At 48.2% G+C, this 21,976-nt stretch carries 24 protein-coding genes and 1 other annotated feature; of the genes, 2 read left to right on the top strand and 22 right to left on the bottom strand.

The annotated features are described in order from the left end of the window. Positions 1-7: 7 nt before the first annotated feature. The 12 genes from H1S01_RS04930 to spoVG all read right to left on the bottom strand — a co-directional run bounded on the left by H1S01_RS04930 (position 8) and on the right by spoVG (position 9,982). Positions 8-526, bottom strand: a complete 519-nt coding sequence (locus H1S01_RS04930) for a diol dehydratase small subunit (RefSeq protein ID WP_188038994.1) — start codon at positions 524-526, stop codon at positions 8-10. Between the two features lie 15 nt (positions 527-541). Continuing rightward, positions 542-1,186, bottom strand: a complete 645-nt coding sequence (locus H1S01_RS04935) for a propanediol/glycerol family dehydratase medium subunit (RefSeq protein ID WP_188038995.1) — start codon at positions 1,184-1,186, stop codon at positions 542-544. Between the two features lie 23 nt (positions 1,187-1,209). Beyond that, entirely contained in the window at positions 1,210-2,880 is a 1,671-nt protein-coding gene (locus tag H1S01_RS04940) for a propanediol/glycerol family dehydratase large subunit (protein WP_188038996.1), read from the bottom strand. A gap of 32 nt (positions 2,881-2,912) precedes the next feature. Beyond that, positions 2,913-3,707 carry a propanediol utilization microcompartment protein PduB gene (gene pduB, locus H1S01_RS04945; protein WP_170291612.1) on the bottom strand — a complete coding sequence of 265 codons (795 nt, stop codon included), beginning with the start codon at positions 3,705-3,707 and terminating at the stop codon, positions 2,913-2,915. Between the two features lie 32 nt (positions 3,708-3,739). Then, complete coding sequence (pduA, locus tag H1S01_RS04950; protein WP_155475095.1) at positions 3,740-4,015, bottom strand: propanediol utilization microcompartment protein PduA; 276 nt, start codon at positions 4,013-4,015, stop codon at positions 3,740-3,742. After that, a complete protein-coding gene (locus tag H1S01_RS04955) occupies positions 4,008-4,457 on the bottom strand; it encodes a EutP/PduV family microcompartment system protein (protein ID WP_188038997.1) in 450 nt (149 codons plus the stop codon). The genes pduA and H1S01_RS04955 overlap by 8 nt, the downstream gene beginning before the upstream one ends. Positions 4,458-4,465: 8 nt before the next feature. Then, positions 4,466-4,807 carry an ethanolamine utilization microcompartment protein EutS gene (gene eutS, locus H1S01_RS04960; protein WP_155475097.1) on the bottom strand — a complete coding sequence of 114 codons (342 nt, stop codon included), beginning with the start codon at positions 4,805-4,807 and terminating at the stop codon, positions 4,466-4,468. A 294-nt stretch (positions 4,808-5,101) separates the two neighbouring features. After that, the gene (locus H1S01_RS04965; RefSeq protein ID WP_188038998.1) at positions 5,102-6,727 is read right to left on the bottom strand and encodes a response regulator transcription factor; all 1,626 of its coding nucleotides are present in this window, start codon (positions 6,725-6,727) and stop codon (positions 5,102-5,104) included. Between the two features lie 12 nt (positions 6,728-6,739). After that, on the bottom strand, positions 6,740-7,987 hold the full coding sequence (locus H1S01_RS04970; protein ID WP_188038999.1) for a sensor histidine kinase: 1,248 nt from the start codon (positions 7,985-7,987) through the stop codon (positions 6,740-6,742). Between the two features lie 185 nt (positions 7,988-8,172). Then, the gene (locus H1S01_RS04975; RefSeq protein WP_188039000.1) at positions 8,173-9,111 is read right to left on the bottom strand and encodes a tripartite tricarboxylate transporter substrate-binding protein; all 939 of its coding nucleotides are present in this window, start codon (positions 9,109-9,111) and stop codon (positions 8,173-8,175) included. A gap of 140 nt (positions 9,112-9,251) precedes the next feature. Then, a complete protein-coding gene (locus H1S01_RS04980) occupies positions 9,252-9,524 on the bottom strand; it encodes a SpoVG family protein (protein WP_188039001.1) in 273 nt (90 codons plus the stop codon). 176 nt (positions 9,525-9,700) lie between these two features. After that, a complete protein-coding gene (gene spoVG / locus H1S01_RS04985) occupies positions 9,701-9,982 on the bottom strand; it encodes a septation regulator SpoVG (RefSeq protein WP_188039002.1) in 282 nt (93 codons plus the stop codon). A 182-nt stretch (positions 9,983-10,164) separates the two neighbouring features. Between spoVG and H1S01_RS04990 the strand changes: the two genes are divergently transcribed. Next, entirely contained in the window at positions 10,165-10,764 is a 600-nt protein-coding gene (locus H1S01_RS04990; protein WP_188039003.1) for a M48 family metalloprotease, read from the top strand. Positions 10,765-10,830: 66 nt separating this feature from the next. On the opposite strand, the gene H1S01_RS04995 is transcribed toward H1S01_RS04990, so the two are convergent. Both H1S01_RS04995 and H1S01_RS05000 read right to left on the bottom strand, forming a co-directional pair. After that, positions 10,831-11,166: a hypothetical protein gene (locus H1S01_RS04995; RefSeq protein ID WP_188039004.1), complete on the bottom strand. Its 336-nt coding sequence runs from the start codon at positions 11,164-11,166 to the stop codon at positions 10,831-10,833. 76 nt (positions 11,167-11,242) lie between these two features. After that, positions 11,243-11,689 carry a helix-turn-helix domain-containing protein gene (locus H1S01_RS05000; protein ID WP_188039005.1) on the bottom strand — a complete coding sequence of 149 codons (447 nt, stop codon included), beginning with the start codon at positions 11,687-11,689 and terminating at the stop codon, positions 11,243-11,245. A gap of 331 nt (positions 11,690-12,020) precedes the next feature. Between H1S01_RS05000 and H1S01_RS05005 the strand changes: the two genes are divergently transcribed. Next, the gene (locus H1S01_RS05005; RefSeq protein ID WP_243236999.1) at positions 12,021-12,761 is read left to right on the top strand and encodes a TerC family protein; all 741 of its coding nucleotides are present in this window, start codon (positions 12,021-12,023) and stop codon (positions 12,759-12,761) included. Between the two features lie 137 nt (positions 12,762-12,898). On the opposite strand, the gene H1S01_RS05010 is transcribed toward H1S01_RS05005, so the two are convergent. From H1S01_RS05010 to H1S01_RS05045, 8 genes are all read right to left on the bottom strand, one after another. Further along, positions 12,899-13,177 carry a hypothetical protein gene (locus tag H1S01_RS05010; protein ID WP_188039006.1) on the bottom strand — a complete coding sequence of 93 codons (279 nt, stop codon included), beginning with the start codon at positions 13,175-13,177 and terminating at the stop codon, positions 12,899-12,901. A 382-nt stretch (positions 13,178-13,559) separates the two neighbouring features. Beyond that, positions 13,560-13,697 carry a hypothetical protein gene (locus tag H1S01_RS05015; RefSeq protein WP_170291614.1) on the bottom strand — a complete coding sequence of 46 codons (138 nt, stop codon included), beginning with the start codon at positions 13,695-13,697 and terminating at the stop codon, positions 13,560-13,562. A 163-nt stretch (positions 13,698-13,860) separates the two neighbouring features. Then, positions 13,861-16,371, bottom strand: a complete 2,511-nt coding sequence (gene leuS, locus H1S01_RS05020) for a leucine--tRNA ligase (protein WP_188039007.1) — start codon at positions 16,369-16,371, stop codon at positions 13,861-13,863. Between the two features lie 44 nt (positions 16,372-16,415). Then, positions 16,416-16,647 (bottom strand) — a binding site (T-box leader). Between the two features lie 63 nt (positions 16,648-16,710). Further along, positions 16,711-17,346 (bottom strand): DedA family protein, encoded by a 636-nt coding sequence (locus H1S01_RS05025; RefSeq protein ID WP_188039008.1) that lies wholly within the window; start codon positions 17,344-17,346, stop codon positions 16,711-16,713. Between the two features lie 39 nt (positions 17,347-17,385). Then, positions 17,386-18,138, bottom strand: coding sequence for a class I SAM-dependent DNA methyltransferase (locus tag H1S01_RS05030; RefSeq protein WP_188039009.1), 753 nt, complete (start codon positions 18,136-18,138; stop codon positions 17,386-17,388). Between the two features lie 240 nt (positions 18,139-18,378). Further along, complete coding sequence (locus H1S01_RS05035) at positions 18,379-19,311, bottom strand: ABC transporter permease (protein WP_155475111.1); 933 nt, start codon at positions 19,309-19,311, stop codon at positions 18,379-18,381. Then, positions 19,312-20,394, bottom strand: coding sequence for an ABC transporter permease (locus H1S01_RS05040; RefSeq protein WP_188039010.1), 1,083 nt, complete (start codon positions 20,392-20,394; stop codon positions 19,312-19,314). Continuing rightward, positions 20,387-21,895, bottom strand: coding sequence for an ABC transporter ATP-binding protein (locus H1S01_RS05045; RefSeq protein WP_188039011.1), 1,509 nt, complete (start codon positions 21,893-21,895; stop codon positions 20,387-20,389). Before H1S01_RS05045 ends, H1S01_RS05040 begins: the two co-directional genes overlap by 8 nt. Positions 21,896-21,976: the final 81 nt, after the last annotated feature.

Below are 21,976 nucleotides of genomic sequence, written 5' to 3' on the forward strand. Positions count from 1 at the left end.
CACTTCCCTATTCTGCTTTCAGTCGGCCCCGGCGTTCATACACTCCCGCAGCTTCACGAACAAAAGCAGCGTTGATTTTGGCTCCGTATTTGCTTTCCATCTCTTCGGCGATATCGAGCAGTTCCTGCTTGGAGGAACGATAAGGCCGTAAGGCATTATAGATCTCGAGGATGCGCTGGTCGGGAATCGCTGTCAGTTCAGCGGCCCGGCGCAGGTTGTTGCCAAATTGGACACGGCCAACGCCATCAGCGATCTCTGCTTGCATCCGCAACGTTTCGGGAGTGATGCGAACGTCTTCAGCTTTTACATCACCATTCAGAACTTTATCCAAGGTGATGTCGCTCAGTTTTTTGCCAGTAGGCGATTTCAGCAATTCAGGACGCTTGCTGGCCAAGGGGTAGTCTTTTTTCGGATCGAGCTTGCATTCTTTCGCCGGGACAGGACAAGCAGCAGAAGCGGCGGCCGGAGATTGCATCGATTGCATCACCTGGCGAACCAGTTCTTCGATCATTTTTTCTTGAATCATTCCCGTCACCTCCTTTTAGAACTGCACTTCGAGTTCGACCGGCTTGGAGCCGGGAACGACGTGCTCGGTTTCTTTTATATGCAACACGGCTGCTTTGGCTTGGAACTTAGGACGAGCCATCTGATCGTTTTTCGTGGGAACAGGAGTCGGCGATTCGCCTTTGGCATACCGAGCGGCGTTACGTCCGATAGCGCGGTATGTTTCCAGTTCCAGCAGTGGCGATTGAGGGAACAGTTCCAGGTTGCTTAAAGGTGGCAAATCTTTTTGGTGGATGACTGTGGTGCCCCGGGACTGGATACCGATGGCGATGCCGGAACCGCTCAGCTTGGTAGCGTCATGAGCGACGAAGGCTACGTCGGAACTACGGGTTACACGAATCACCCGTGCCCGGATTCCTTCTTCTTCAATGCCAGCGATCAATTCCCGAAGTACATCACTGTGGGGGATATTGACGATGGTCTTATTTTGATATTTGGCAAAAGCCGGTGCCAGGGAGATGATGACCTCATCACTCTTGGTACCCGGACGGGCTTCACCTTTTTCGACAATTGTCATGGGACGGCCGCTGACGGCTTTTTTAGCCGGAGCCGCTTCAGGCATTTCCATACCTTGAAGAACTTGCATGACGATTTCTTTCAAAATTTGCTCGTTCAATTGCATTTGCGTTCCACCTCTTTTCTAAATCAAACGTCAAAGTCGGACGGTTTGATGGCCCTGCTGATGTTCGATATTTCATTCCAGCGCTCTTTGCTCAGACGATAGCCCGTTCCAGGTCCGGCATAGTCGTTGCAGTTGTTGACGGCGCTGACTACGTTGAAGTCTTTGTCCAGGATGGCGGAGGTGTGCAGGTAGTCACCGGAGATACGCTGTTTCAGCATGTTCAGGACGTTTTCAGCGATATCGACAAAGCCGTTTTTCGCCAACGCCTTCACGATATCAATACCAGTGATGCCCCGCTGCATCATCTCTTCGGCAGCTTTCAAGTCCTCTACGACGTTACGAGGAGGCATGTCTTTGCTGCCGTGAGCATAAGTGGCTGCTTCCACTTCTTCGTCGGTGATGGCCGGGAAGCCCAGTTCACGGAAGACCGCTTGCAGAGCCCGGGCAGCTTTGTTACGAACAGCGACGACTTCTTCTTCAGAGACAGGACGGAGACCGCCGTCGATCATCAGGTCGCGCTGGATGATGTTAAAGTCATCGAAATCTTCGGCATCGACGTTCGAGCCGGCAAACATGTTGTCATAGTTGGGGGTGGCGCTGTAACCGGAGGTGATGAAGTCGGTACCCGGCAGCATTTGCATCAGCAAGCGGGCAGTCCGGCGCATGTCGGAGTGGGAGAAGGTCTGGTCGTTACCGGAGGCAACTTCCAGGTCGAGCATGGTGGTGCAAAGGTTTTCAGCGAGAACAGCACGAATGCCGCCAGGTACAGCGCCGGGGACGCCAATACAGCTGATGGAACCGTTTTGCAGACCTTGCACGCCGGCACCTTTGGTGACCATGATGCAGCGGATTTCTAAGTAAAGCATGGATTTGCCTTCAGCATAACCCATCTGTACTTCCGAACCGGTACCGGAGGTAAAGCGCATTTTCAGGCCACGGGAAGCGTAGGCAGAAGCCAGGAAGCCCTTAGACCAGGGGGTGTCATCGCCGTCGACGAAGACGTTTTCCGTGCCGTAAACAGAGATCGTTTCGGCGTAGGCCGTGATGCCGCGCATACCGAGGAGAAGTTCTGTCGCTTCTTCCAGAGCGCACTGGATTAAGACACCGCCGCGGCCGACTTGACCGCCCACTTGCAACGACAAGGCGTTAAAAGGAGCGTAACGGACAACACCAACGGTTGTTTCCATTTCGTCGAAACCGCGGAGAGCCGCTTCCGCAGCATCGGCAGCGATTTGGACAGGGTTGTCTTGCAGGTTTGTGACGTGACACTGGTTCGAAGGGGTTTTACGGGCACGCATTTTCTGGACGGCCATCATCATTTCGACGACGTTCATCGTGTTGAAAACGGCAACCAGTTTAGCAGGCGTAAGACCACGGGCAACTTTGACGACTTCGTCACGAGAGACATTGACGTCGACGAGCATTTTGGCGATAGCATAATCATCCATGGCCATGGCTTTTTCGGCGACATTCACATCGATAGCGTAATCGGCGATAAATTGATCGATAAAATCGAAATCTTCACGTTGTTTGCCGTCTAATTCGACGACTTTTCCGTTGACAACTTTAATGCTGGGCACCGGGTCGTTGGGGCTGTTCATGGCGATGAGGCCCACTTCCGGCCAATCGACCACAAAGCCGTCCTGGTTGACCGGACGAGCGGCCAGCACTTCGAAGCGCTTAGAGCGTTTCACTCGCTATCCCTCCCTGTTGCTTTACTGATGACTTAGATGTAAGACTTGGTTACGGATGGGGCCGGACCAGCCATAGCTTCGAGGAGCTTTTTGCCGAGTTCACGAGCGGCGATGACAGACTGGCGAACGGCTCCGGAATCACCGGTAACCATGAGGATGACTTCGTTAGAGTAACTGGTGCCGCCGGCAGGGCTGGCATATCCAACGATATCGACATTGGCTGTTTTGATAGCTGTATCGGCCATGAGGACACCGATGGCGGCAGGAGCACCGACGATCAGGCCGAAAGCTTTGCCCACAGGCGCATTAAAGGCTTTTTGGATCGCCAGGCTGGCGCGAGCGGTATATTGCAGTTCGAGATGGCCGGCATCGTTGGCATAGACATCGCCAAAGGTGCGATCCAGCTCTTTTAAGGCGACTTCGACGGCGCGGCGAGCGTCAGAAACTTCTTCGGCACCGAAGATGATCAAGCAGCCGTGTCCGGCTCCGCCTTTTGTATCACGAGCCAATTCAATGGCAACGATTTCAGTGTTAGTGGCTTTGACGGCTTCGTCAGCAGCCATGATGTGCGGGCCCGCTCCGGTACGCGCTCCAAGGATACCGATGGAACGGTACTTCGGATCAAGCTTCATGTAGGAATGCAGAATCGGGTCAACATTCGCGATAACCAGACCGATCGTGTCACCGATGGCGGTGCCGACAAATTCGGTAATGCCAGGGTTTTTGCATTCCACTTTCGGGGCTTCCGCTTTGGGCGCTTCTACAGCAGCGGAATCCATGCGCTTTTTGATTTCTTCCATAACTTTGTCCATTAACTGCTCATGCACGACCAAGACACCTCCGTACTTTTTTTATCTTTTTATTTAATCTTAGGGAGCATTTTTTCTACATCCACATGGGGACGTGGGATAACGTGGATAGAGACGACTTCGCCCACTTTACGGGCAGCTGCTGCGCCGGCGTCGGTAGCCGCTTTAATCGCGCCTACATCGCCCCGGACGAGCACGGTGACGAGACCGGAACCGATTTTTTCGTATCCAACCAACTCAACGTTTGCTGCTTTGACCATCGCATCGGCTGCTTCTATGGCGCCGACGAGGCCTTTGGTTTCGACCATTCCTAAAGCTTCACTCATGGTTGCACCCCCTTTCAGCGAGGTATGTATGTAATTCCCCCAGTCCCTCCCCAGTCTTCGCAGAGACAAAGAACAGAGTTTCTTTGATGCCTGCAGCCTGTAGGCGGGCTGTTGCCGTCTGCTGATCAGCCGCCGGGTGGTCTACTTTTGTGACGACACCGATGACGGGACAAGAGAACAAACCGGCGAAACCCGGGGGAACAGACACGCTTAATTTTGTTGCATCTTGAATGAGAAGAATGACGGCTGCATCCATCGCGGTAACTTGTAGGGCTGAGTAGAATCGAGGTGATTGGGCGTATTCACCGGGGGTATCGATCATCCCGCTGTCATAGCGGATCATTTGGGTTTTTGCGGCTTTTTCCGTTTCCTTCCCTTTTAACGCTTGCAAGAGAGTGGTCTTTCCTGCTCCAACGGCGCCGACCATCATGACCTTTTTCATGGTTCACCTTAGGAACGGCTTAAGCCGGCGGTGGTAAATTGCAGTTGGTTACAGAGCATATTGGTCACCTGTTGCAGCGCCGCCTCTACCGCCGATACGTTTCCGCTGATCACTAGGGATCCGGTGAAACGGTCTAGAAAGCCAATTTGAACGGCTGCCGTCTTTGTAGCCACATCGGCGGCGATGATGGCTGCTTCACAAGGGGTGATCGTCAAAATGCCGACGGCAGAGCATTGATCGAGTCCTAATCGTTCGCAGAGCTCTTTTTTGGGATTGGCAATCAAATGGGCCAAGGTGACTTGTTTACCGGGTACGTATTCTTGAATGACCCGTTGTTTCTCTTGACTCAAGGATCACCACAACCTTTCCTGGTTTTGTCGAATACCTCAAAACCCATTTGCGCTTGTACTCTCATTATCTTGCATGCCTAATATAATTGGCTTTCCTTCGTTCTTTTCCTATGAGTAACTTTGCGCTCATCATGGACTATCTTGTTCCTGAAGGAACAAAGATTTTGACAATTAATTACGAACGATGTGACTTTTCTGCAAATATAGGATTGTTTTGCGCAAGGATAGCAAGAAATAAAAAAAAGACTGAAGGTTTCAGTCTTTTGAAGCATTGTCCCCGTTTTTCTGTTTTGCTCATCCCTGATTCAGAGCGGAGCGCTTGATTTGTTGGCGATACTGATTCGGAGTCATACCGGTTGATTTGCGAAATACTCGGCAAAAATAGCTGGAATCCTGGTAGCCCACTTGACCGGCAATTTGTACGAGGTTCATATCGGAGTCACTTAAACATTTTTTAGCCTTTTCTAGGCGAACCTCTGTCAAAAAGTCGACGAAGTTACATCCCTTCTCTTGCTTAAATATGCGACTGAAGTAATAAGGCGAAAGATGGACAAACCGGGCCACCTCTTCTAAGGTTACATTACGCTGGCAATTGACGGTAATGAACTCACAAGCTTTATTGATGAGTCGTTGATTCGTACCGGAACGGTTTATCGTCATGTTTTCAAAGAGACGCTCCACCGTGTGGCGCATACATTGAGATATTTCCAGTTTTGTGCGGCACTTCATCAACCGATGGATATGGGCCTGATTGGCTAAAGACAACTGTTCCAAGTTCGCTCCGCCTTCGACAGCCGCTCGGGAAAGGAGAATCAGCAATTCCAAAAGATAGGTTTTTACAGATCCTTCGTTCGGCACCTTGTCAAATACATTCTCCAGAAGCGCTGCTAAGGCTGTGTACGCATCATCTCGCTCTCCGCAGCGCACTTTTTCCAACAATGCTCTTTCTCCTTGAAAGGGAAAGACAACCGTATTGGGTTTTAGATGAGGCACATCATCGATATGAATGACCTGATTCTGACCAAGAAAATAGCTTTGGCGTGAGGCCGATAAGGCTTCTTGATACGATTTCCCTACTTCCGCCATATTGACGTATCCATGGCCGATGCCAATCGTCACGGTGACATCCATCGATTGACTGATCCGTTTGCGAATTTTCTCGGCCACACGACGGCTATAGTTGTCGGCACTACTGACGGCAGAAGCATCCCATCCTAAAAGAACGACAAAACTATCCTGTTCAAAAGGGACAATAATAGCTTCTTCATTGATAAGCGAGGTAATATTCTCCAAGAGCTGTTGTTTGAAAAACTGTTTTTCTAGTTCTGTCTTACTGGACATCATTTCCGAAAAACGATCCACGTCGATAACCATCGCCACGGCTGCATTGAAATTGAAATTTAAAAAAGCGGCTCGTTCATGAATCTCTTCCAGTGTCTCTATTTTTCCACTTAACAGATCAGTGACAAAGGACATTTGAACGAACGGTTTGGCTTTGGTCAACTGTTGCTGCATCATTTCTTCTTGACGTACCTTCTCTTTGTCTACACGCACCTGCCCAATAACCAATGAGAGAACTTTCACTAAATCTACCGGACGAATCGGTTTGAGCAGGTATTCAACAGCGCCCCATTTGATCGCTTCATGGGCATAACGAAACTCGTCAAAGGCGGTGAGAATGACTATCTTTACAGAAGGTAATTGCTGGCGTATACGTTTCATGGCCTCTAAACCGTCTACACCGGGCATTTGAATATCCATCAAGATGATGTCGGGGCGAACCGCAAAGGCCATTGTACAAGCATCTTCACCGTTATCAGCCTCAGCAATCACATCGATCGACGGGCACTGCACCGATAAAATCTGCCGGATTGCTTGCCGTTCCAACGATTCATCATCGACAACCAGTAACTTACACATTTCCTGTCTCCTTTACGATGGATACTCTGTTTTCCGGGACACGGGCAGATAAACACGAGCGGTCGTGCCTTTTCCAGGCTCCCCGGAGAGTTCAATGCCGTATTCCTTGCCGAAATAATGTTGAATCCGGTTGTGTACATTCATGATCCCTAGACCTGTCGTATGGCTCTGTCCATGCTTGTGATGGTTTAGTTTCTTTCCGTCATCAAAGATGAGGGCAACCTGATCTGCTGCTATGCCTATTCCCGTATCGGCAATGGTAATTAATAATCGATTTTGAGCTTCGGCAGCAGAGATAGAGATTTGTCCCGCCCCTTTCTTGGGTTCCAAGCCATGAATGATGGCATTTTCCACTAAAGGCTGCAAAGTCATCGTGGGAATCTGCAAATCCATCAGTTCTTCCGGTATATCGACAGCAGCACCGATACGATCACCAAAACGAGCTGACTGGATCGATAGATAACTTTGAATATAATTGACTTCATTACAGAGGATACTCATGGGGCGATTATTGCGCAGATTATGGCGCAATAAGTCCGATAAGGCGTAAACGATTTCCTCCGTCTGTGTGGCTCCTTCAAGGAGAGCGAGTCGAGCGATCGTGTTTAAAGTATTGAACAAGAAGTGCGGGTTTATCTGAGACTGCAGAGCTTTGATTTCGGCTTCCCTCAACATCTTCTCCAAGTCAGCCTTATCTTTCATCTGGAACATAAGCTGCCGTTGTATGATATTGACCATACCGATTTCTACGATGTAATTGGTCATGATATATAACAAATCTGCAGCAGCTTTGACTTTGTTTTCTGGTACCACCTCTAATTGAGCGAATGTTTCTTTTACCTTTTCCCTGTCTAGACCTAAATCGCGAGTTTTTTCAACCGCTTCCGCATAAACGTCATAATCCTGATCAGCACAGACAACTTGTCCAGCTAAAAATGCACCCATATATTGCCCGTTGACGATGATCGGAGCGGCCACATCGGTCAATCCACTGTGACAGCGAAACACATGAGCCCCCTGAAAGGTAACAGCCTTTCTGCCGCCGAGATCGTCGGAACACATACATCGGGATAGTCCTTCCGAAGTAGAACGTACATAGAGGCAAAAGGGGGTAAAATTGCTCGGTTCGGTTACGGGCCGTCCATCACGATCGACGATGACCGCGGCCAATCCCGTGGCCTCAGCAAATTTATTTTGTATTTCTTGTAACTTTCCCACATCTACAATGTCATTTAACAGATGATCCTGGTATTTTTCCATGGGTACCTCCGTTTAGAAAAACTATTAAATCGAACATATCACAAAGAGATCTTATTTTAGTCCAAAAAAATTCGCCAATTTGAATTAATATTCTACATTTATCTCCGGTCCCCTGCTTGTTATTGTTTTCCTCTCCACAATCTTGACAAAAAATAACCGGCACCAACGTGCCGATGGTCAGGCGATTAGGGCTCATCGATTGCAGAGACTTCCTCTCCAAAAAGAAATTCCGGCGATTGACCGATCCTTTCCATATCTTTCAGATAATCAATATCCATACAGATTTTCTTGATGCCATCGCGAAGACGCTTCACAATTTCCATGTTCGTGCCTTTCGGCACAGCTAGTCCTTTCCGGATACCTGCGGTGAAATCGACTCCTTGTTCCTTAAAAGTGGGTACATCCTTAACCAGCGGAACAGGCTGCTCAGCAGCGATGGCAACTAGGTGAGCTTTATCGGCATCACGCAAAGCCACTAAAAGATTGGTTAGAGCCGCTTCGACAGTTCCTTCCGCTAAAGCCGCATTCAGTTCTTCCGGGCTTGCAAACAACAGAGGCGTAACTTTAATTCCTAGAAATTGTTGTAATGAAGACAGTGCCAAAGGGCAACCATCGGAGGTATTCAGTAGGCCCACGGTCAACTTCCCGTTCTTTTTTTTTGCCTCTGTGCAAAAGAGATCGACCGTTTTGTTCGAACTTGACTGACTGACATAAAGCACTAAGGGGTAATAGGCCACCTGACCTAGCTGGACCCAGTCATCATATCCTTTCTCTTTCAGTCCTTGAAGGACAATCTCGGCGGTACTGACTAGGCCGATTGAATATCCGTCAGCCTTGGCTTGAGTAATATCGTGAAATCCCTTCTCGCCGTTAGCGATGGTTCTGTAGTCTATAGATAGGGGCTGCTCATTAAAATACCTTTTCCAATATTTCTGTATTACCCGGACCTGAAGATCGCTAAGACTGCCGACCTCTTCCATCATGATCAGGCTAACCGGTTTTTCCGGAAAACGGGTGTAGAGGGGATCGGAAACCGGTTCCGCTTTGCGACTACACCCCGCCAGGAGAAAGATGACGATTACCCCCAACAAGACTATTATAGTAATTGGTGTTTTCCGACCCACAAAGAACCCTCCCAGCCATCGACGTCATTGGATCAGATCGCTTTAAACAGCGAGCGGTATTACATCGTACGCATGATTATCTCAATCATGCCGACCATAAAAAAAACGCCTGGATTTATTGTTCCAAGCGTTTTTGCTAACTACCCTTCTTGCTGGTTGCCTTCTGTTGTTGACTTCTCATAAGCTTCCATGATCGAATCAGTAATCATCTGCCAAGCTTGTGGTGTCAGCGGATGGGCAATGTACTTGTTTACATCGTTCATGGGTCTCCGTCTAGGCATCTCTACTATCTTGCCTTTTGGTCCTTCTATGATGCGAATGTCGTTAACGGTAAGTGCGTCATCAAAAGTGATTGACACAATCGCTTTTATTTTATCGAGGTTGACTTGCGATATTTGTACATTGGTAATCATCATTGCCCGATCCCCCTTAACACAACCTCTCCCTAAAGCAATTGTAATATTTTTCTCTTACGATGTCAATTATATACATCGTTGGCCAAAGCCGCCTCATTGTATTAATGGTTAATATATTTTTATCAGTTTTAAACAAAAAACCAAGCCCAATTGGGCCTGGTTTCAATATCCCCCTATATCCCCGCTGAACTCAATAAGGATGATTTTGCGCGCTCGTACGTTTCCAAGACAATGCTGGTCACCAGTGCACGCGCTTCCGGGGAGACGGGGTGAGCAATATCACGGTATTTCCCGTCGGCGGTTCTCCGGCTTGGCATAGCCACAAAAATGCCATTCGGACCTTCCACCACTTTTACTTCATGAATGACAAACTCATTGTCGATGGTGACCGATGCGATCGCCTTGACGGGTCCTGTTGTGTTCAACTTTCTAATTTTCACATCCGTGACATTCATCCCTCATACCTCCCTTAAGTAAAAAACGTTCATCTCTGCTAGTTTTATTTTATAACGAATCATCAGATAGTCAATTGATGTACAAGGATTTTATAACCCTAATAATTATTTTTTTGTGTTAAAGTTGAGGGATACAGGATTAGGTTGAATTAAAGCCATTTTCTCGGGAGGAGAATTGCCTTTTGTCTCTATCTGTTTTTTTTGGCAGGGATGAAAATCGTCTATCTTACCCCGGCGTTTATGCACTACTCGATGAATTTGCAGTTAAGGCGGGTCTCTGGCAGAGAATTCGCTTGCGAATAATGCCAGGTTCTGGTTTAGACGGAACCGTTTCCTCCCCATTTGCTATTTATCTCACAGAACCGGTGCTCAATCTCGAAGACCCTCAGGTTATCGGTTATTTCGTCGCTCATGAGATGATCCACATCAAATATTGGGACTTTTTGAAAAATATTTATCTACATATTGATTATGATAAGTTCTGCGCACTACGAATATTGTGCGAATTCCGAGCCGATATGGAAGGATTAGAGTTGGCTGGTATCACCGGAAATGACATAAAAACAGTCCATGATGTAGCCGAAAACCCCTTGGAACGAGCTGATAAGATCACCTGTTATGAATCGGGATATCCCGAGCGAAGTCAACGCATCTTCTATTCTCAAAAATACAAGGATTTCGACGTGAATTTATTTGACGAGGTATTATTCGATTTTTGTTTTGAGATGAGGATCGAAAAACCTTCCGCCTTTTTACGTTCAGTCAAGCGATCATTCCGATAACTTTTTAACCATAACACAGTCCCTAAAAAAAAGGCAGCCCCGTTCTCCTGCCGGGGCTGCCTTTTTTCAATCAAAAAAATCATCAATAGTGATGTCTATCCGAAAAAAGAGCAAAAACGAGGCGATCAAGGTAACAAAGCCCACAAAAATGGTAAATAACTCGTAATGAATCCCATCGAACCCGTCAATACTCTTTTTCCGTTGAGCCGCATAGATACCACTAAGAACAAAGAAAACACAGAGGAGAGCCATATTTACGTCCATGAGACGGATTCCACCGAAGACTGTACAATTCGGCTCAAAAAGGGAATAGAGCGATACGGTAATGATGACTACACCCAAAATATAACGTGAGATGACTACCGACCAGTGAGACTCTTGAAACGTTTTCGTCGTGCTCATAGGCACCATTCCTATTCTTGTGATTCTCAAGGTATTATAACAAAAATCCAAGGATACTAAAAGCATTTCACAAGGGCTAACTGCCAAGCCGTTCTAATATCATTGCGAGTGACTGTACTATCGTCTGTTCATGGGTGAACAAGTACTCCAGTTTTTCCTTAAGCGCTTCATTTGCTCCTTGCTGTATTTTGTTCAACAAGGGCAACAAAGTGGTGATCTCACGTTCCAGCGCTTCAACCCCATGGATGACGCTGTCCAACTGCTGAGAGACAAAAGGCTCAGCGCCAGATTCGTCGACAAGTAACAACTTCTCTTTGATTTCGTCAAGACTGTATTTTTGTTCTTGCATGTCCTTAATCCATTGAATCCGTTCTACTGTCGACTCATCGTAAAGTCGATAGTTCCCATCGGTTCTCTCCGTAGGAACGACCAGCCCCATTGAAGTATAAAAATCAATCGTTCGGCGGTTGACATTACAACGCTTAGCCAACTCACCGATTTTCAAGTGTTTTTTCTTTTCCAAGCATGCCACCCCTTTCGAAATAAACAGAGTACAGTTATTGTGTACGGTTGATTGTTAAAAAATAAGACGCCATAGCTTAATCATGCTCTCTAATACGCCCGTTTTCTCCATTTGCCATATCGATACCCGTCCATTATACTTAAGCCAAGTTTGGTTCCACCATCGTAAAAAGGTGTTTCAAAGGGGAGTAGCTTATTACTGATCGGTCAACAACCGGCTGAAAAGCCTGGCCGTCAGGGTGTTTAACGCCAGCAAGACCTTTGATTCAAGGTTGATTAACTTTGGATCAGAGGTCTTTTTATATATATTATAAGGAAAGGGTGAGTATCGATTGGAATTCTTAAGCAAAATCAGCGGAATTCATCTAAGCGATTTTGGAGACCCCGCATTTTGGATGGCCGTCGGGAGCATCATACTAATTGACTTAATACTGAGCGGAGACAACGCCATCCTCATCGCGATGGCTTGCCGGAATTTGCCCCCCGAACTGCGCAACAAGGGTGTGATCTGGGGAACGGCTGGTGCAATTGGTTTACGGATGATTTTAGGAGCAGCCATCATCTATCTGCTTAAAATTCCTTTGTTACAGGCCGCTGGTGCCTGCTTGCTGGCATGGATCGCGATTAAACTATTGGTTCAAGAGGAAGAACATGAAACGGTCGATGCACCTGATCGTTTGTGGCAAGCCGTAAAAACCATTATCGTGGCCGACGCCGTTATGTCTTTAGATAACGTCATGGCAGTAGCCGGCGTGTCCCACGGCAAACCAGGGTTGCTATGGTTTGGACTGCTGGTCAGCATCCCCCTCGTAGTCTACGGAAGCCGCCTCTTCCTTACCTTGATCGATCGGTACTCGATCATCTTATACGGAGGTTCAGCGATCCTCGGTTGGGCAGCCGGGAACATGTTAGCTCACGACCCCCTTCTGATGTCTTTCTTAAAAGACATCGGTATCTCCTCTTATCTACTCGGAGAAAAAATCCTGGGAATCTTTTTTGCCGTCTTGGTCTTATTGATCGGCTGGTTCATAAACGCTCGCCAAAAACAAAAAACTTCGACCATGGAAGTATAGCCATGAATATACAATCGACACAAGAGTTCTGGGGATTGGTTATGCTGTAAAGAAAACCCGGTTTAAACAATCAAAGTTCAAACCGGGTTTTCTATTGAATTCTAATATAACTAAGTTGTTCTGTCAATGCCTTTGTTTTAACCGACAAAAGCAAACAACTCTTCCGCCAAAGCCAGGCTTTGAATGATAAATAACAGTTTTTCCAGCTTAACGATACTAAAGTCCTCTTCATCTGAGGCGACGATAAGGAAGCTGTGCAGTGTCTCCGATTGGGGGCATCGATGCTTTAATAAACGCATACATTTTTTGACCCAAGCTTCGAAGGGCAAAATCCGACAGGCCACATTAGCTGATAATGGTGTCGTGATGCTTAACTTGATCATTTCGCCCTCATCGGCTAGTTCCGTAAATGTCATTCCTAATCCCCCTACGGTGATGTTTTATCATATGTTTATCATACTGATTTAGGACAGACCGTAAAGATGATATTAATTTATAAATACATTCTAAATAAACTATACAAGAGTAATATAAGAAATCTAGCCGTTTTAACTTAAAATATCTCACTCAAAGGCCATCTTTTCCATTAAAAATATAATCGTTTTGATAAGCAACAAAAATCACTTATGTTGCAAAATCCACTGATTGTACAATGTGTTTAGTCAATAATCCATAGTCTTAATAATGATAGATTTTTCAGACTAGCAATCAACAGTACGTAAGCCTCGAAAATAGAAAATTTTCCGTCGAGAAAGAAAGAAGTCCGGCACAGGTCCGGACAATTCCTTTGTCTACAATCTAGACGTCCCCTTCATCCCAGGACAATTTCGTGACTTTGGTAAGATCGCCCTTCTGTTCTTCATGTCGACTAGCACGGGCATTTAGCGCTGCATCTTCATCTCCCGGTGCAATAGTGGGTTTATTACTTTCTGCCATTCAGAACACCTCCTGATGGTCATTATCTTAAGCATTAAGAAATTTATTCTACAAAATTTTAGATAAACATGGGACATAATAAAAAATAGTCTCTCTTACCGAGTTCACAGCTAATAATGTAAGAAGGCTGATCCAAACGTTTTTGGATCAGCCTTCTTATTAATCACTTCACTACAATATTGATGAGCTTATTCGGAACTGTAATGACCTTTACCACATTCTTTCCGGCGATCAGTTCCTGAACCCGGTTGTTCTCGAGAGCTTTCGCTTTCAGTGTCTCCCCATCAAGACCGTTTGGCAGTTGTAGTTTCTCACGTACTTTCCCGTTGATCTGGACGACCACTTCCACTTCATCGCGAACTAGCGACTTTTCATCAAAGCCAGGCCATGCCTGCTTATATACAGAATCGCCGCCGCCCAACTCTTGCCATAGTTCTTCACAGATGTGCGGGGCGAAGGGCGCTAAGATGAGGACTAGTCGGGCCAGGGCATCCTTGACCAACGGCAGGTTCTGCTGGTCAAGGGAAACTTTATCTTTGTATTGATAGAGGGCATTGACCATCTCCATGATGGTCGATACAGCCGTGTTAAAGTTAAAGCGCTGGCCGATATCCTCGCCAACCTTTTTCACGGAGTAGTGGGAAATACGGACCAACTCACGGTCATCTCCGCTTAGATCCTGCAGCTCGGGGCTGTCGATGATGAGATTTGGCACGTTGGCAAATTGATCTCCGTAGGTTTGAAGGAGACGCCAAACACGGTGCAGGAAGCGGTGAGCCCCTTCGACGCCGCGGTCACTCCATTCCAGATCTCGTTCCGGAGGTGCCGCGAAGAGGATGAACAGGCGGGCCGTGTCGGCGCCATACTTTGCGATGATCTCTTCGGGACTAACGGTGTTCCCTTTTGATTTAGACATCTTCGAACCGCCCATGAGAACCATACCCTGGGTGAGCAGGTTTTCAAAGGGTTCTTCCACGCTAACGATCTTCAAGTCATAAAGGACTTTGGTGAAGAAACGAGCATACATCAGGTGTAAGATGGCATGTTCGACGCCGCCAATATACTGATCGACGTTCATCCAGTAGTCGGTATCTTCTTTCCGGACGGCGAATTCATTGTCTTTAGGCGAACAGTAACGCAAGAAATACCAGCTTGAGCAGACAAAGGTGTCCATCGTATCGGTCTCACGACGGCCTTGGCCTCCGCATTGGGGACAAGTGCACTCGTGGAAGTCAGGTCGAGTGGTCAAGGGAGATTCTCCAGAAGGTGAAAACTTCACATCTGTCGGCAACATAACCGGCAGTTGCTCATCCGGTACGGGAACCTCGCCGCATTTTTCACAGTAGACAATGGGAATGGGAGCTCCCCAATAGCGTTGCCGCGAGATGAGCCAGTCGCGCAAGCGGTAGTTGACCTTACGCTTGCCCTTCCCTTCTGTTTCAATCTTATCGGCAATGACGTTCAGTGCCTTCGTATTGACGAGGCCGTCAAACTCACCAGAGTTGACCAATTGTCCCTCTTCCTCGAAAGCGCGATCCATCTCTTCGACGACTAAATTGTCCACGCCTTCCGGCTGGATGACCACTTTCATAGGGATGTTGTATTTGGTGGCAAATTCAAAATCTCGTTGGTCGTGAGCGGGCACACCCATGACGGCGCCAGTTCCATAATCGAAGAGTACATAGTTGGCCAGCCAGATAGCGACCTTCTCGCCTGTCAATGGGTTGATACAGTAATGACCGGTAAAGATGCCTTCTTTTTCAGCATCTGTCGCAGTGCGATCGATTTCACTCTGGCTGAGGACTTTTTTAATAAAATTCCGCAGGTTCCCTTCATTGGGATTGCCGGAGACAAGGGTTTCTACCAAGGGATGTTCCGGCGCCAGCACGAGATAGGTTACGCCGAAGATGGTATCTTGGCGGGTGGTGTAAACAGTAATCTTATCGAAATCGCCCTTCTGTTCTACCAATGGAAAGTCCGCCTCGACCCCTTCAGAACGGCCGATCCAATTCTCTTGCATGGTCTTTACCTTATCGGGCCAACCAGGCAGCTTATTCAGATCATCCAAAAGGCGCTGCGCATAGTCAGTGATGCGGAAAAACCACTGGGCTAAGGCTTTTTTCTCTACCTGGCTGTCGCAGCGCTCACAGAGGCCGTCAACGACCTGCTCGTTGGCCAGAACGGTAGCGCAGGAAGGGCACCAATTCACATGGGCCTTTTTCTTATAAGCCAGTCCGGATTTATAGAGCTGTAAGAAGAGCCATTGAGTCCACTTATAATAATCGGGATGACAGGTGGCCACTTCCCGATCCCAGTCGTAGGAAATACCCATAGTCTGCAATTGCCGACGCATGTTAGCGATGTTGCTCCAGGTCCAGTCGGCTGGAGGCACGTTGTGCTTGATGGCAGCGTTTTCTGCAGGCAGTCCGAAGGCATCCCAGCCCATGGGATGCAGCACGTTAAAGCCTTCCATGGTCTTAAAGCGGGCGATGACATCACCAATGGAATAGACTCTCACATGGCCCATATGCAAGTTTCCTGATGGATAAGGGAACATTTCCAAGCAGTAGTACTTAGGCTTGTCCCCCTCTTGTTTTAGTTTGAACATATCCCTTTCGGCCCATTGTTTTTGCCATTTCGTCTCAATCTGCTGGTAATCGTATCTCTCTTGCATCCTGACTGTAATCCTCCTAAAAACCAAGTAAACCTTTCCGCCCGCTATGGGACGAAAAGGTTTTTTCCGCGATACCACCCAAGTTGACGCCCCAAACAGATCAGGGTAACGTCCTCTCATCAGGGATAACGGACCTTCCGGCAAAGCTTGGCAGGTAAAGACCTTTTCGCTTTGCAACTCCCGGGCGAGATTCAATCGCCTCTTCCCTGCCTCGCACCATCCGGCAGGTCTCTGAAGGAAGAGTCTCGATCTACTGCTCCCGTTCTTCGCTGTTACCATAATAAACAGATGTATATGTTACATATTATATACATTTTCCGCGAAAATGCAATTTGTTCATTACTTTTGAGTTCGTTCTGCCTTGCCGTCTTTAAATTTGTGCCAGAGCCACCAGACGCCTAATGCTGCGATGATGGCAATGATGACGATATCCAGATCATGGCCGTACTTACGGATAGACTGCCAGTTTTCTCCCAGCACAAAGCCGATATAGGCTAAAGCATAACACCAGGGAAAAGAACCGACGATGGTGTAGACAGTGAATTTCTTGATGTCCACCTTAGCGATACCGGCTGGCAGTGAGATAAAAGTACGGATAACCGGCAAGATACGGCTAAAAAAGATGGCCACTTCACCATGACGCTGAAACCACCGTTGAGCCATGTCAAATTCCTTGCGGGAGATGAACCAGCCGAAATATTTGAATAAAAACTCTTCTCCTAAAGCCCGGCCGGCATAGTAAGCAGCCCAGGAACCGATGACGTTGCCCACAGTGCCAGCGACAGCCGCCCCAAAGAGGGTGATAGATCCTTGATAAGCCATGAAGCCAGCCATGGGCATAATGATTTCCGACGGCAAGGGGATGCAGGCACTCTCTATAGCCATACCGATGACGATACCAGGGTAACCAAAACCATTTAAGTAAGTGACGATCTGAGTTAAAAAAACCTCGATGACTTTGATTAGTTCACTCAACAGCGACTCTCCTTGTTTGCTTGTGATAATTTTTCGCTATTATTCAAAGGGCTTTCGAACGATCAGATAGTAACGCTCACTGTTCACCAGGGGCGGATTACCGTTTATATCGCCGTAGAGTCCGACTAGTTCTAATCGGGCATCTTTGACAGCTGACTCGATCTCTTCTTTTGAATACCACACCTGCCTGTGGGATTCTTCAAAACGCTCGTACAGACCGTCGGGGCGAGCGACGAAAAAGACTAGATCCATCTCTACAGCCCGCTCGTTCAAAACATAATTATTTGACCAAAAATAGGCCAGATCCTGCTGAATGTCTGTAAAACTTTCATTGCCTAAAACCTGGGCCACTTTATGCTCGCTATGCAGATCCGCCACAAAGAGACCGCCAGGGTTCAGCACCTGAGCAATGCGGGTCATGACCCAGTTGAGATCATTCGCTGATTCAAGATAGTTCAGACTGTCAAGGAAACAGACGACGGCGTCCACTTTCCGAGGATACTCCAGTTGACGCATGTCCTGGCAGAGAAGCAATAGTTGGGATGTTTCCAAATAATCTTCCAGTCGGTCGGCACAAAGGGCGAGCATGTCTGGAGACATGTCGATGCCTACCGTTTTGTAGCCCCGCTTGAGCAATCGCTCTGTAATGGCTCCGGTACCACAAGCCAGATCGATAACCGTCTTCGGTTGTAAGCCAAATCGCCGAAAGGCTTTTTCTGTGAATTCGATCCAATCTTCATAATTTACATCGGCCATGAGCCGATCGTAGACGCCAGCCATCAGTTCATACATATAGCTTCAACTCCGTTGAAAACTTAAGCTCATCCCTAATTCGTAAGGTTAGTCGACACGCCTTTATACTAAACCATTTCGACCGTTTTCGCATCCCTCTAGTTAAAAAAGCTTCAGCTTCCTGTAACTTGTCCCTTTCTTCCAAAAAGAAAAACCTCGAGACAGTAAATCCCGAGGTCTTTCCCCATATTCTACTCGCTCTTCTTCGCATTGGACTAAAAGTTCTATGCGAATGTTCTTCTACCGTTCTTCCCGGTTATAGGGTATGCTCAAGGCTTCCGGCGACGCCACCCGCCGGGTCTTCGTCTCCCGGGTTACTACGATGAGAACGGCGATGGTAAATATGTAAGGCAACATCTTTAAGAAGAACGATGGAATTTGTATCCCTATCGTCTGCATAGTAAAGCCCATTACATCGATGGTTCCGAAAAAGAAGCTACCTAGAAAGGCGCGTAAGGGGTTCCATGTGCCGAAGATGACCAGAGCAACGGCGATCCAGCCGCGGCCGGCGGTCATGTTTTCCAACCAAGAGGGAGCATAGGCTAATGAGAGGTATGCTCCAGCTGCCCCGGCCAGCATGCCTCCGGCGATAACACAGGCATAACGGATAGCGAATACGTTGATTCCCGCTGCGTCAGCGGCTGCCGGGTTTTCTCCGACAGCCCGGAGTTCTAAACCGGTCTTGGTACGGTACAAAAAGAACCAGAGGATAAAGATGAGCCCGTAACTGATATAGACAAGTGCGTCATGTTTGAATAGGATATCGCCAATCCAAGGGATCTCGCTCAGTCCGGCGATCGGGATGGGTTTAAAGGTGTCTGTCAATGGTACGCCGATCAGGTCTTTACCGAGAAAGCCGCTGAGGCCAGTGCCAAAGATGGTCAAAGCCAGGCCGCTCACAACCTGATTGGCCCGCAAGGTGATGCTCAAAAAAGCGTGGATCAAAGCCATCAAGCCACCTGCCACAATGGCCATCAGCAGCCCCATCCACTGGTTATGCGTACTCATAGTAACCATAAAGCCTGTCACCGCACCGACGAGCATCATCCCTTCCACACCCAGGTTCAAAATGCCCGCCCGTTCCGTCAGAATCTCTCCTAATGCGGCAAAGAGAATGGGCGTGCCGGCGACGACGCCGGTGCTTAACAGCGCGAGCCATATGGATTGTTCCATCTATTTGCCTCCCTTTTCTCCCCGTACTAGGCGGTAGTTGACAAAAATTTCGCCTCCGACGACGAAAAACAGGATAGCACCTTGAAGCATGGAGACCGTCGTCGATGAAAAGCCGCTCGTTTGAATGCTGTAGCCGCCGACGAGCATACCGCCAAAGATCACCGAAACGAGCACGATAGCCGCCGGGTGCAAGCGAGCCAACCAAGCGATGATGATGGCCGAATAGCCGTAGCCGGGAGAGATGCCATGCTGCAGGCGTTGGGTAATAGCCGAAACCTCGGTCATGCCGGCGAGGCCCGCTAAACCGCCGCTGATAAACATGACCAGCAAAATATTTTTGACGTAATTCATACCGGCGTAACGGGCAGCTGCCGGACTTTCCCCGCTGACCCGGATTTCAAAGCCCCATCGGGTGTAGTTTAAGACGATGTAAAGGAGCAGTGCCACTACCACACCGAAGACCAGACCCATGTGAATGCGGCTTGTTCCTAAGGTGGGCAAGATAGCTCCTTCGGTGAACTGAGGGGAGATGGGGAAGTTGAAGGATTTAGGATCTTTCCAGGGTCCTACCACGAGGTAATCGACCCATAAGATAGCGATGTAGTTCATCAACAATGTGGTGATCGTCTCATTGACTTTGAAATAAGCCCGGGGAATAGCGGGCAGCAGCCCCCAAAGACCACCGGCCAAAAAGCCCGCTACCATCATCGCTGGCAGGAGCTGATAAGCCGGCCAGTCTGGGAATGTCAAGGCCGCCCAAGTAGCTCCAAAGGCGCCCATATACAATTGTCCCTCAGCACCGATGTTCCAAAGCTGCATGCGAAAGGCGATCGACAAGCCCAGTGCACAGATCAGCAAGGGGATCGATTTGACGATCGTCTCGGAAATTCCGTAAGCAGAACCAAAAGCCCCATCGAACATTAACAGATAGACCTCCAGTGGGTCTTTCCCGGTCAATGCGATAAACAGGCCTGTGAAGATCAATCCGATGACGACGGAGAGGACAGGGACCATTACCAAGACTAGATTCGACGTGGTCTCTCGCTTTTCAAAATGCCAACGGCTAAACGAACCATTACCCATGGGCAGCCATCCTTTTCCCGGCCATCATCAAGCCGACATCTTCGAAGGTTGTCTTATGGGGATCGACCACACCCATGACCTCGCCGCCGTGGAGCACAGCAAGCCGATCTGACAAAGCAAAGAGTTCTTCTAATTCTTCAGAAATGAGCAAGACAGCAGCTCCCCGATCGCGCTCCTGCAGCAGCAGGCTTCGAATCGTCTCCATGGCGCCCACATCCAATCCTCTCATGGGATACATAGTGACGATCAGCCGTGGTTTACCCGATATTTCCCGCCCCAAAAGGAGCTTCTGCAAGTTGCCTCCAGAAAGCATTTTGACCGGGTTTTTCGGATTCGGTACTTTAATATCGTATTTTTTAATGACCTCTGCCGTTTCTTGGGCCACTTGTTTCCAATTGATAAACCCGCTAGGCATCTTTTGGACACCTTTCAGCAGATAATTTTCCATGGCATTTAAATTGGGTACCAGGCCTGTTCCCAAGCGATCTTCTGGAACATAACTGACACCGGCCTGGATCATTTGTTTGGGCGAAGCCAGGGTCAAGTCATTTCCGTCAACTTTCTTTTGGCCTCTTTCAATAGCCCGGAGGCCCGCCACTACTTCGGCCAATTCCCGCTGACCGTTTCCCGCTACGCCGGCAATCCCTACGATTTCGCCGCCGTAGATATCCAAGTTGATCTCTTTTAAAGCGAATTGGCCTCGGTTTCCCAGAGCCGATAGGTTATGTAATTCCAACACTTTCGAGCTGCGGTTGACTGGATTTTTCACCGTCTCAAGCATCACCGGCCGGCCGACCATCATGCGGGTCAGTTCCATTTCGCTCGTTTCTTTGGTGCGAACCGTTCCGACGGAGCGTCCACCCCGCAAGACTGTGATCGCATCAGTGTGAGCCAAGACCTCACTCAGTTTGTGAGAGATAACGATGATGGCTTTTCCTAGGTCAGCCATTTTTCGCAGTGTCTTATAGAGGTCTTTGGCCTCTTGCGGCGTTAGTACCGCCGTGGGCTCATCGAGAATGAGAATCTCGGCGCCCCGAAAAAGGATTTTGACGATTTCCGCCCGCTGCTGCTCGCCCACCGATAGTTGCCAGATCGGGGAATCGGGTTGAATGTGCAGGCCATATTCCCGGCTGAGTTGGGCTACGCTCTCATCGATCGATTTAAGATTGTAAACTTCTTTGATTCCCTTCAGCCCAAGAATGATGTTCTCGGCCACCGTAAAAGGTTTGACTAATTTAAAGTGCTGGTGAACCATACCGATGCCATGGGCCACCGCATCCCGAGGAGATTGTAAATCTACAGGGTTGCCTTGGATCCGTATCTCCCCTTCATCAGGCCGGTAAAGCCCGGTGAGAATGCTCATCAAGGTGCTTTTGCCAGCTCCGTTTTCACCGAGTAAGGCGTGGATTTCTCCGGCTTTGACGGAAAAACTGACCCGATCATTGGCGAGAATCCCCGGAAACCGTTTTGTGATGTTGATCATTTCTACCATGTAGTCCATTCCTTGCCACCCTACCCTTACGGTTCAGTTTACGGGACAGAGGCCTTTTTTGAAAAAGCCTCCAGATGGGAAGACCGCCTT

It is taken from the genome of Heliobacterium chlorum (assembly GCF_014502795.1).
In the GTDB taxonomy this organism is placed as follows: Bacteria; Bacillota; Desulfitobacteriia; order Heliobacteriales; family Heliobacteriaceae; genus Heliobacterium; species Heliobacterium chlorum.

Bases quoted from the DNA above. Each gene is read 5' to 3' on its own strand.
- H1S01_RS04930 (WP_188038994.1), bottom strand. From the start codon at position 526: ATGATTCAAGAAAAAATGATCGAAGAACTGGTTCGCCAGGTGATGCAA.
- H1S01_RS04935 (WP_188038995.1), bottom strand. From the start codon at position 1,186: ATGCAATTGAACGAGCAAATTTTGAAAGAAATCGTCATGCAAGTTCTT.
- pduA (WP_155475095.1), bottom strand. From the start codon at position 4,015: ATGAGTGAAGCTTTAGGAATGGTCGAAACCAAAGGCCTCGTCGGCGCC.
- H1S01_RS04955 (WP_188038997.1), bottom strand. From the start codon at position 4,457: ATGAAAAAGGTCATGATGGTCGGCGCCGTTGGAGCAGGAAAGACCACT.
- H1S01_RS04965 (WP_188038998.1), bottom strand. From the start codon at position 6,727: ATGTGTAAGTTACTGGTTGTCGATGATGAATCGTTGGAACGGCAAGCA.
- H1S01_RS04970 (WP_188038999.1), bottom strand. From the start codon at position 7,987: ATGGAAAAATACCAGGATCATCTGTTAAATGACATTGTAGATGTGGGA.
- H1S01_RS04980 (WP_188039001.1), bottom strand. From the start codon at position 9,524: ATGATTACCAATGTACAAATATCGCAAGTCAACCTCGATAAAATAAAA.
- spoVG (WP_188039002.1), bottom strand. From the start codon at position 9,982: ATGAATGTCACGGATGTGAAAATTAGAAAGTTGAACACAACAGGACCC.
- H1S01_RS04995 (WP_188039004.1), bottom strand. From the start codon at position 11,166: ATGAGCACGACGAAAACGTTTCAAGAGTCTCACTGGTCGGTAGTCATC.
- H1S01_RS05010 (WP_188039006.1), bottom strand. From the start codon at position 13,177: ATGACATTTACGGAACTAGCCGATGAGGGCGAAATGATCAAGTTAAGC.
- H1S01_RS05015 (WP_170291614.1), bottom strand. From the start codon at position 13,697: ATGGCAGAAAGTAATAAACCCACTATTGCACCGGGAGATGAAGATGCA.
- leuS (WP_188039007.1), bottom strand. From the start codon at position 16,371: ATGCAAGAGAGATACGATTACCAGCAGATTGAGACGAAATGGCAAAAA.
- H1S01_RS05030 (WP_188039009.1), bottom strand. From the start codon at position 18,138: ATGTATGAACTGATGGCTGGCGTCTACGATCGGCTCATGGCCGATGTA.
- H1S01_RS05035 (WP_155475111.1), bottom strand. From the start codon at position 19,311: ATGGAACAATCCATATGGCTCGCGCTGTTAAGCACCGGCGTCGTCGCC.
- H1S01_RS05040 (WP_188039010.1), bottom strand. From the start codon at position 20,394: ATGGGTAATGGTTCGTTTAGCCGTTGGCATTTTGAAAAGCGAGAGACC.
- H1S01_RS05045 (WP_188039011.1), bottom strand. From the start codon at position 21,895: ATGGACTACATGGTAGAAATGATCAACATCACAAAACGGTTTCCGGGG.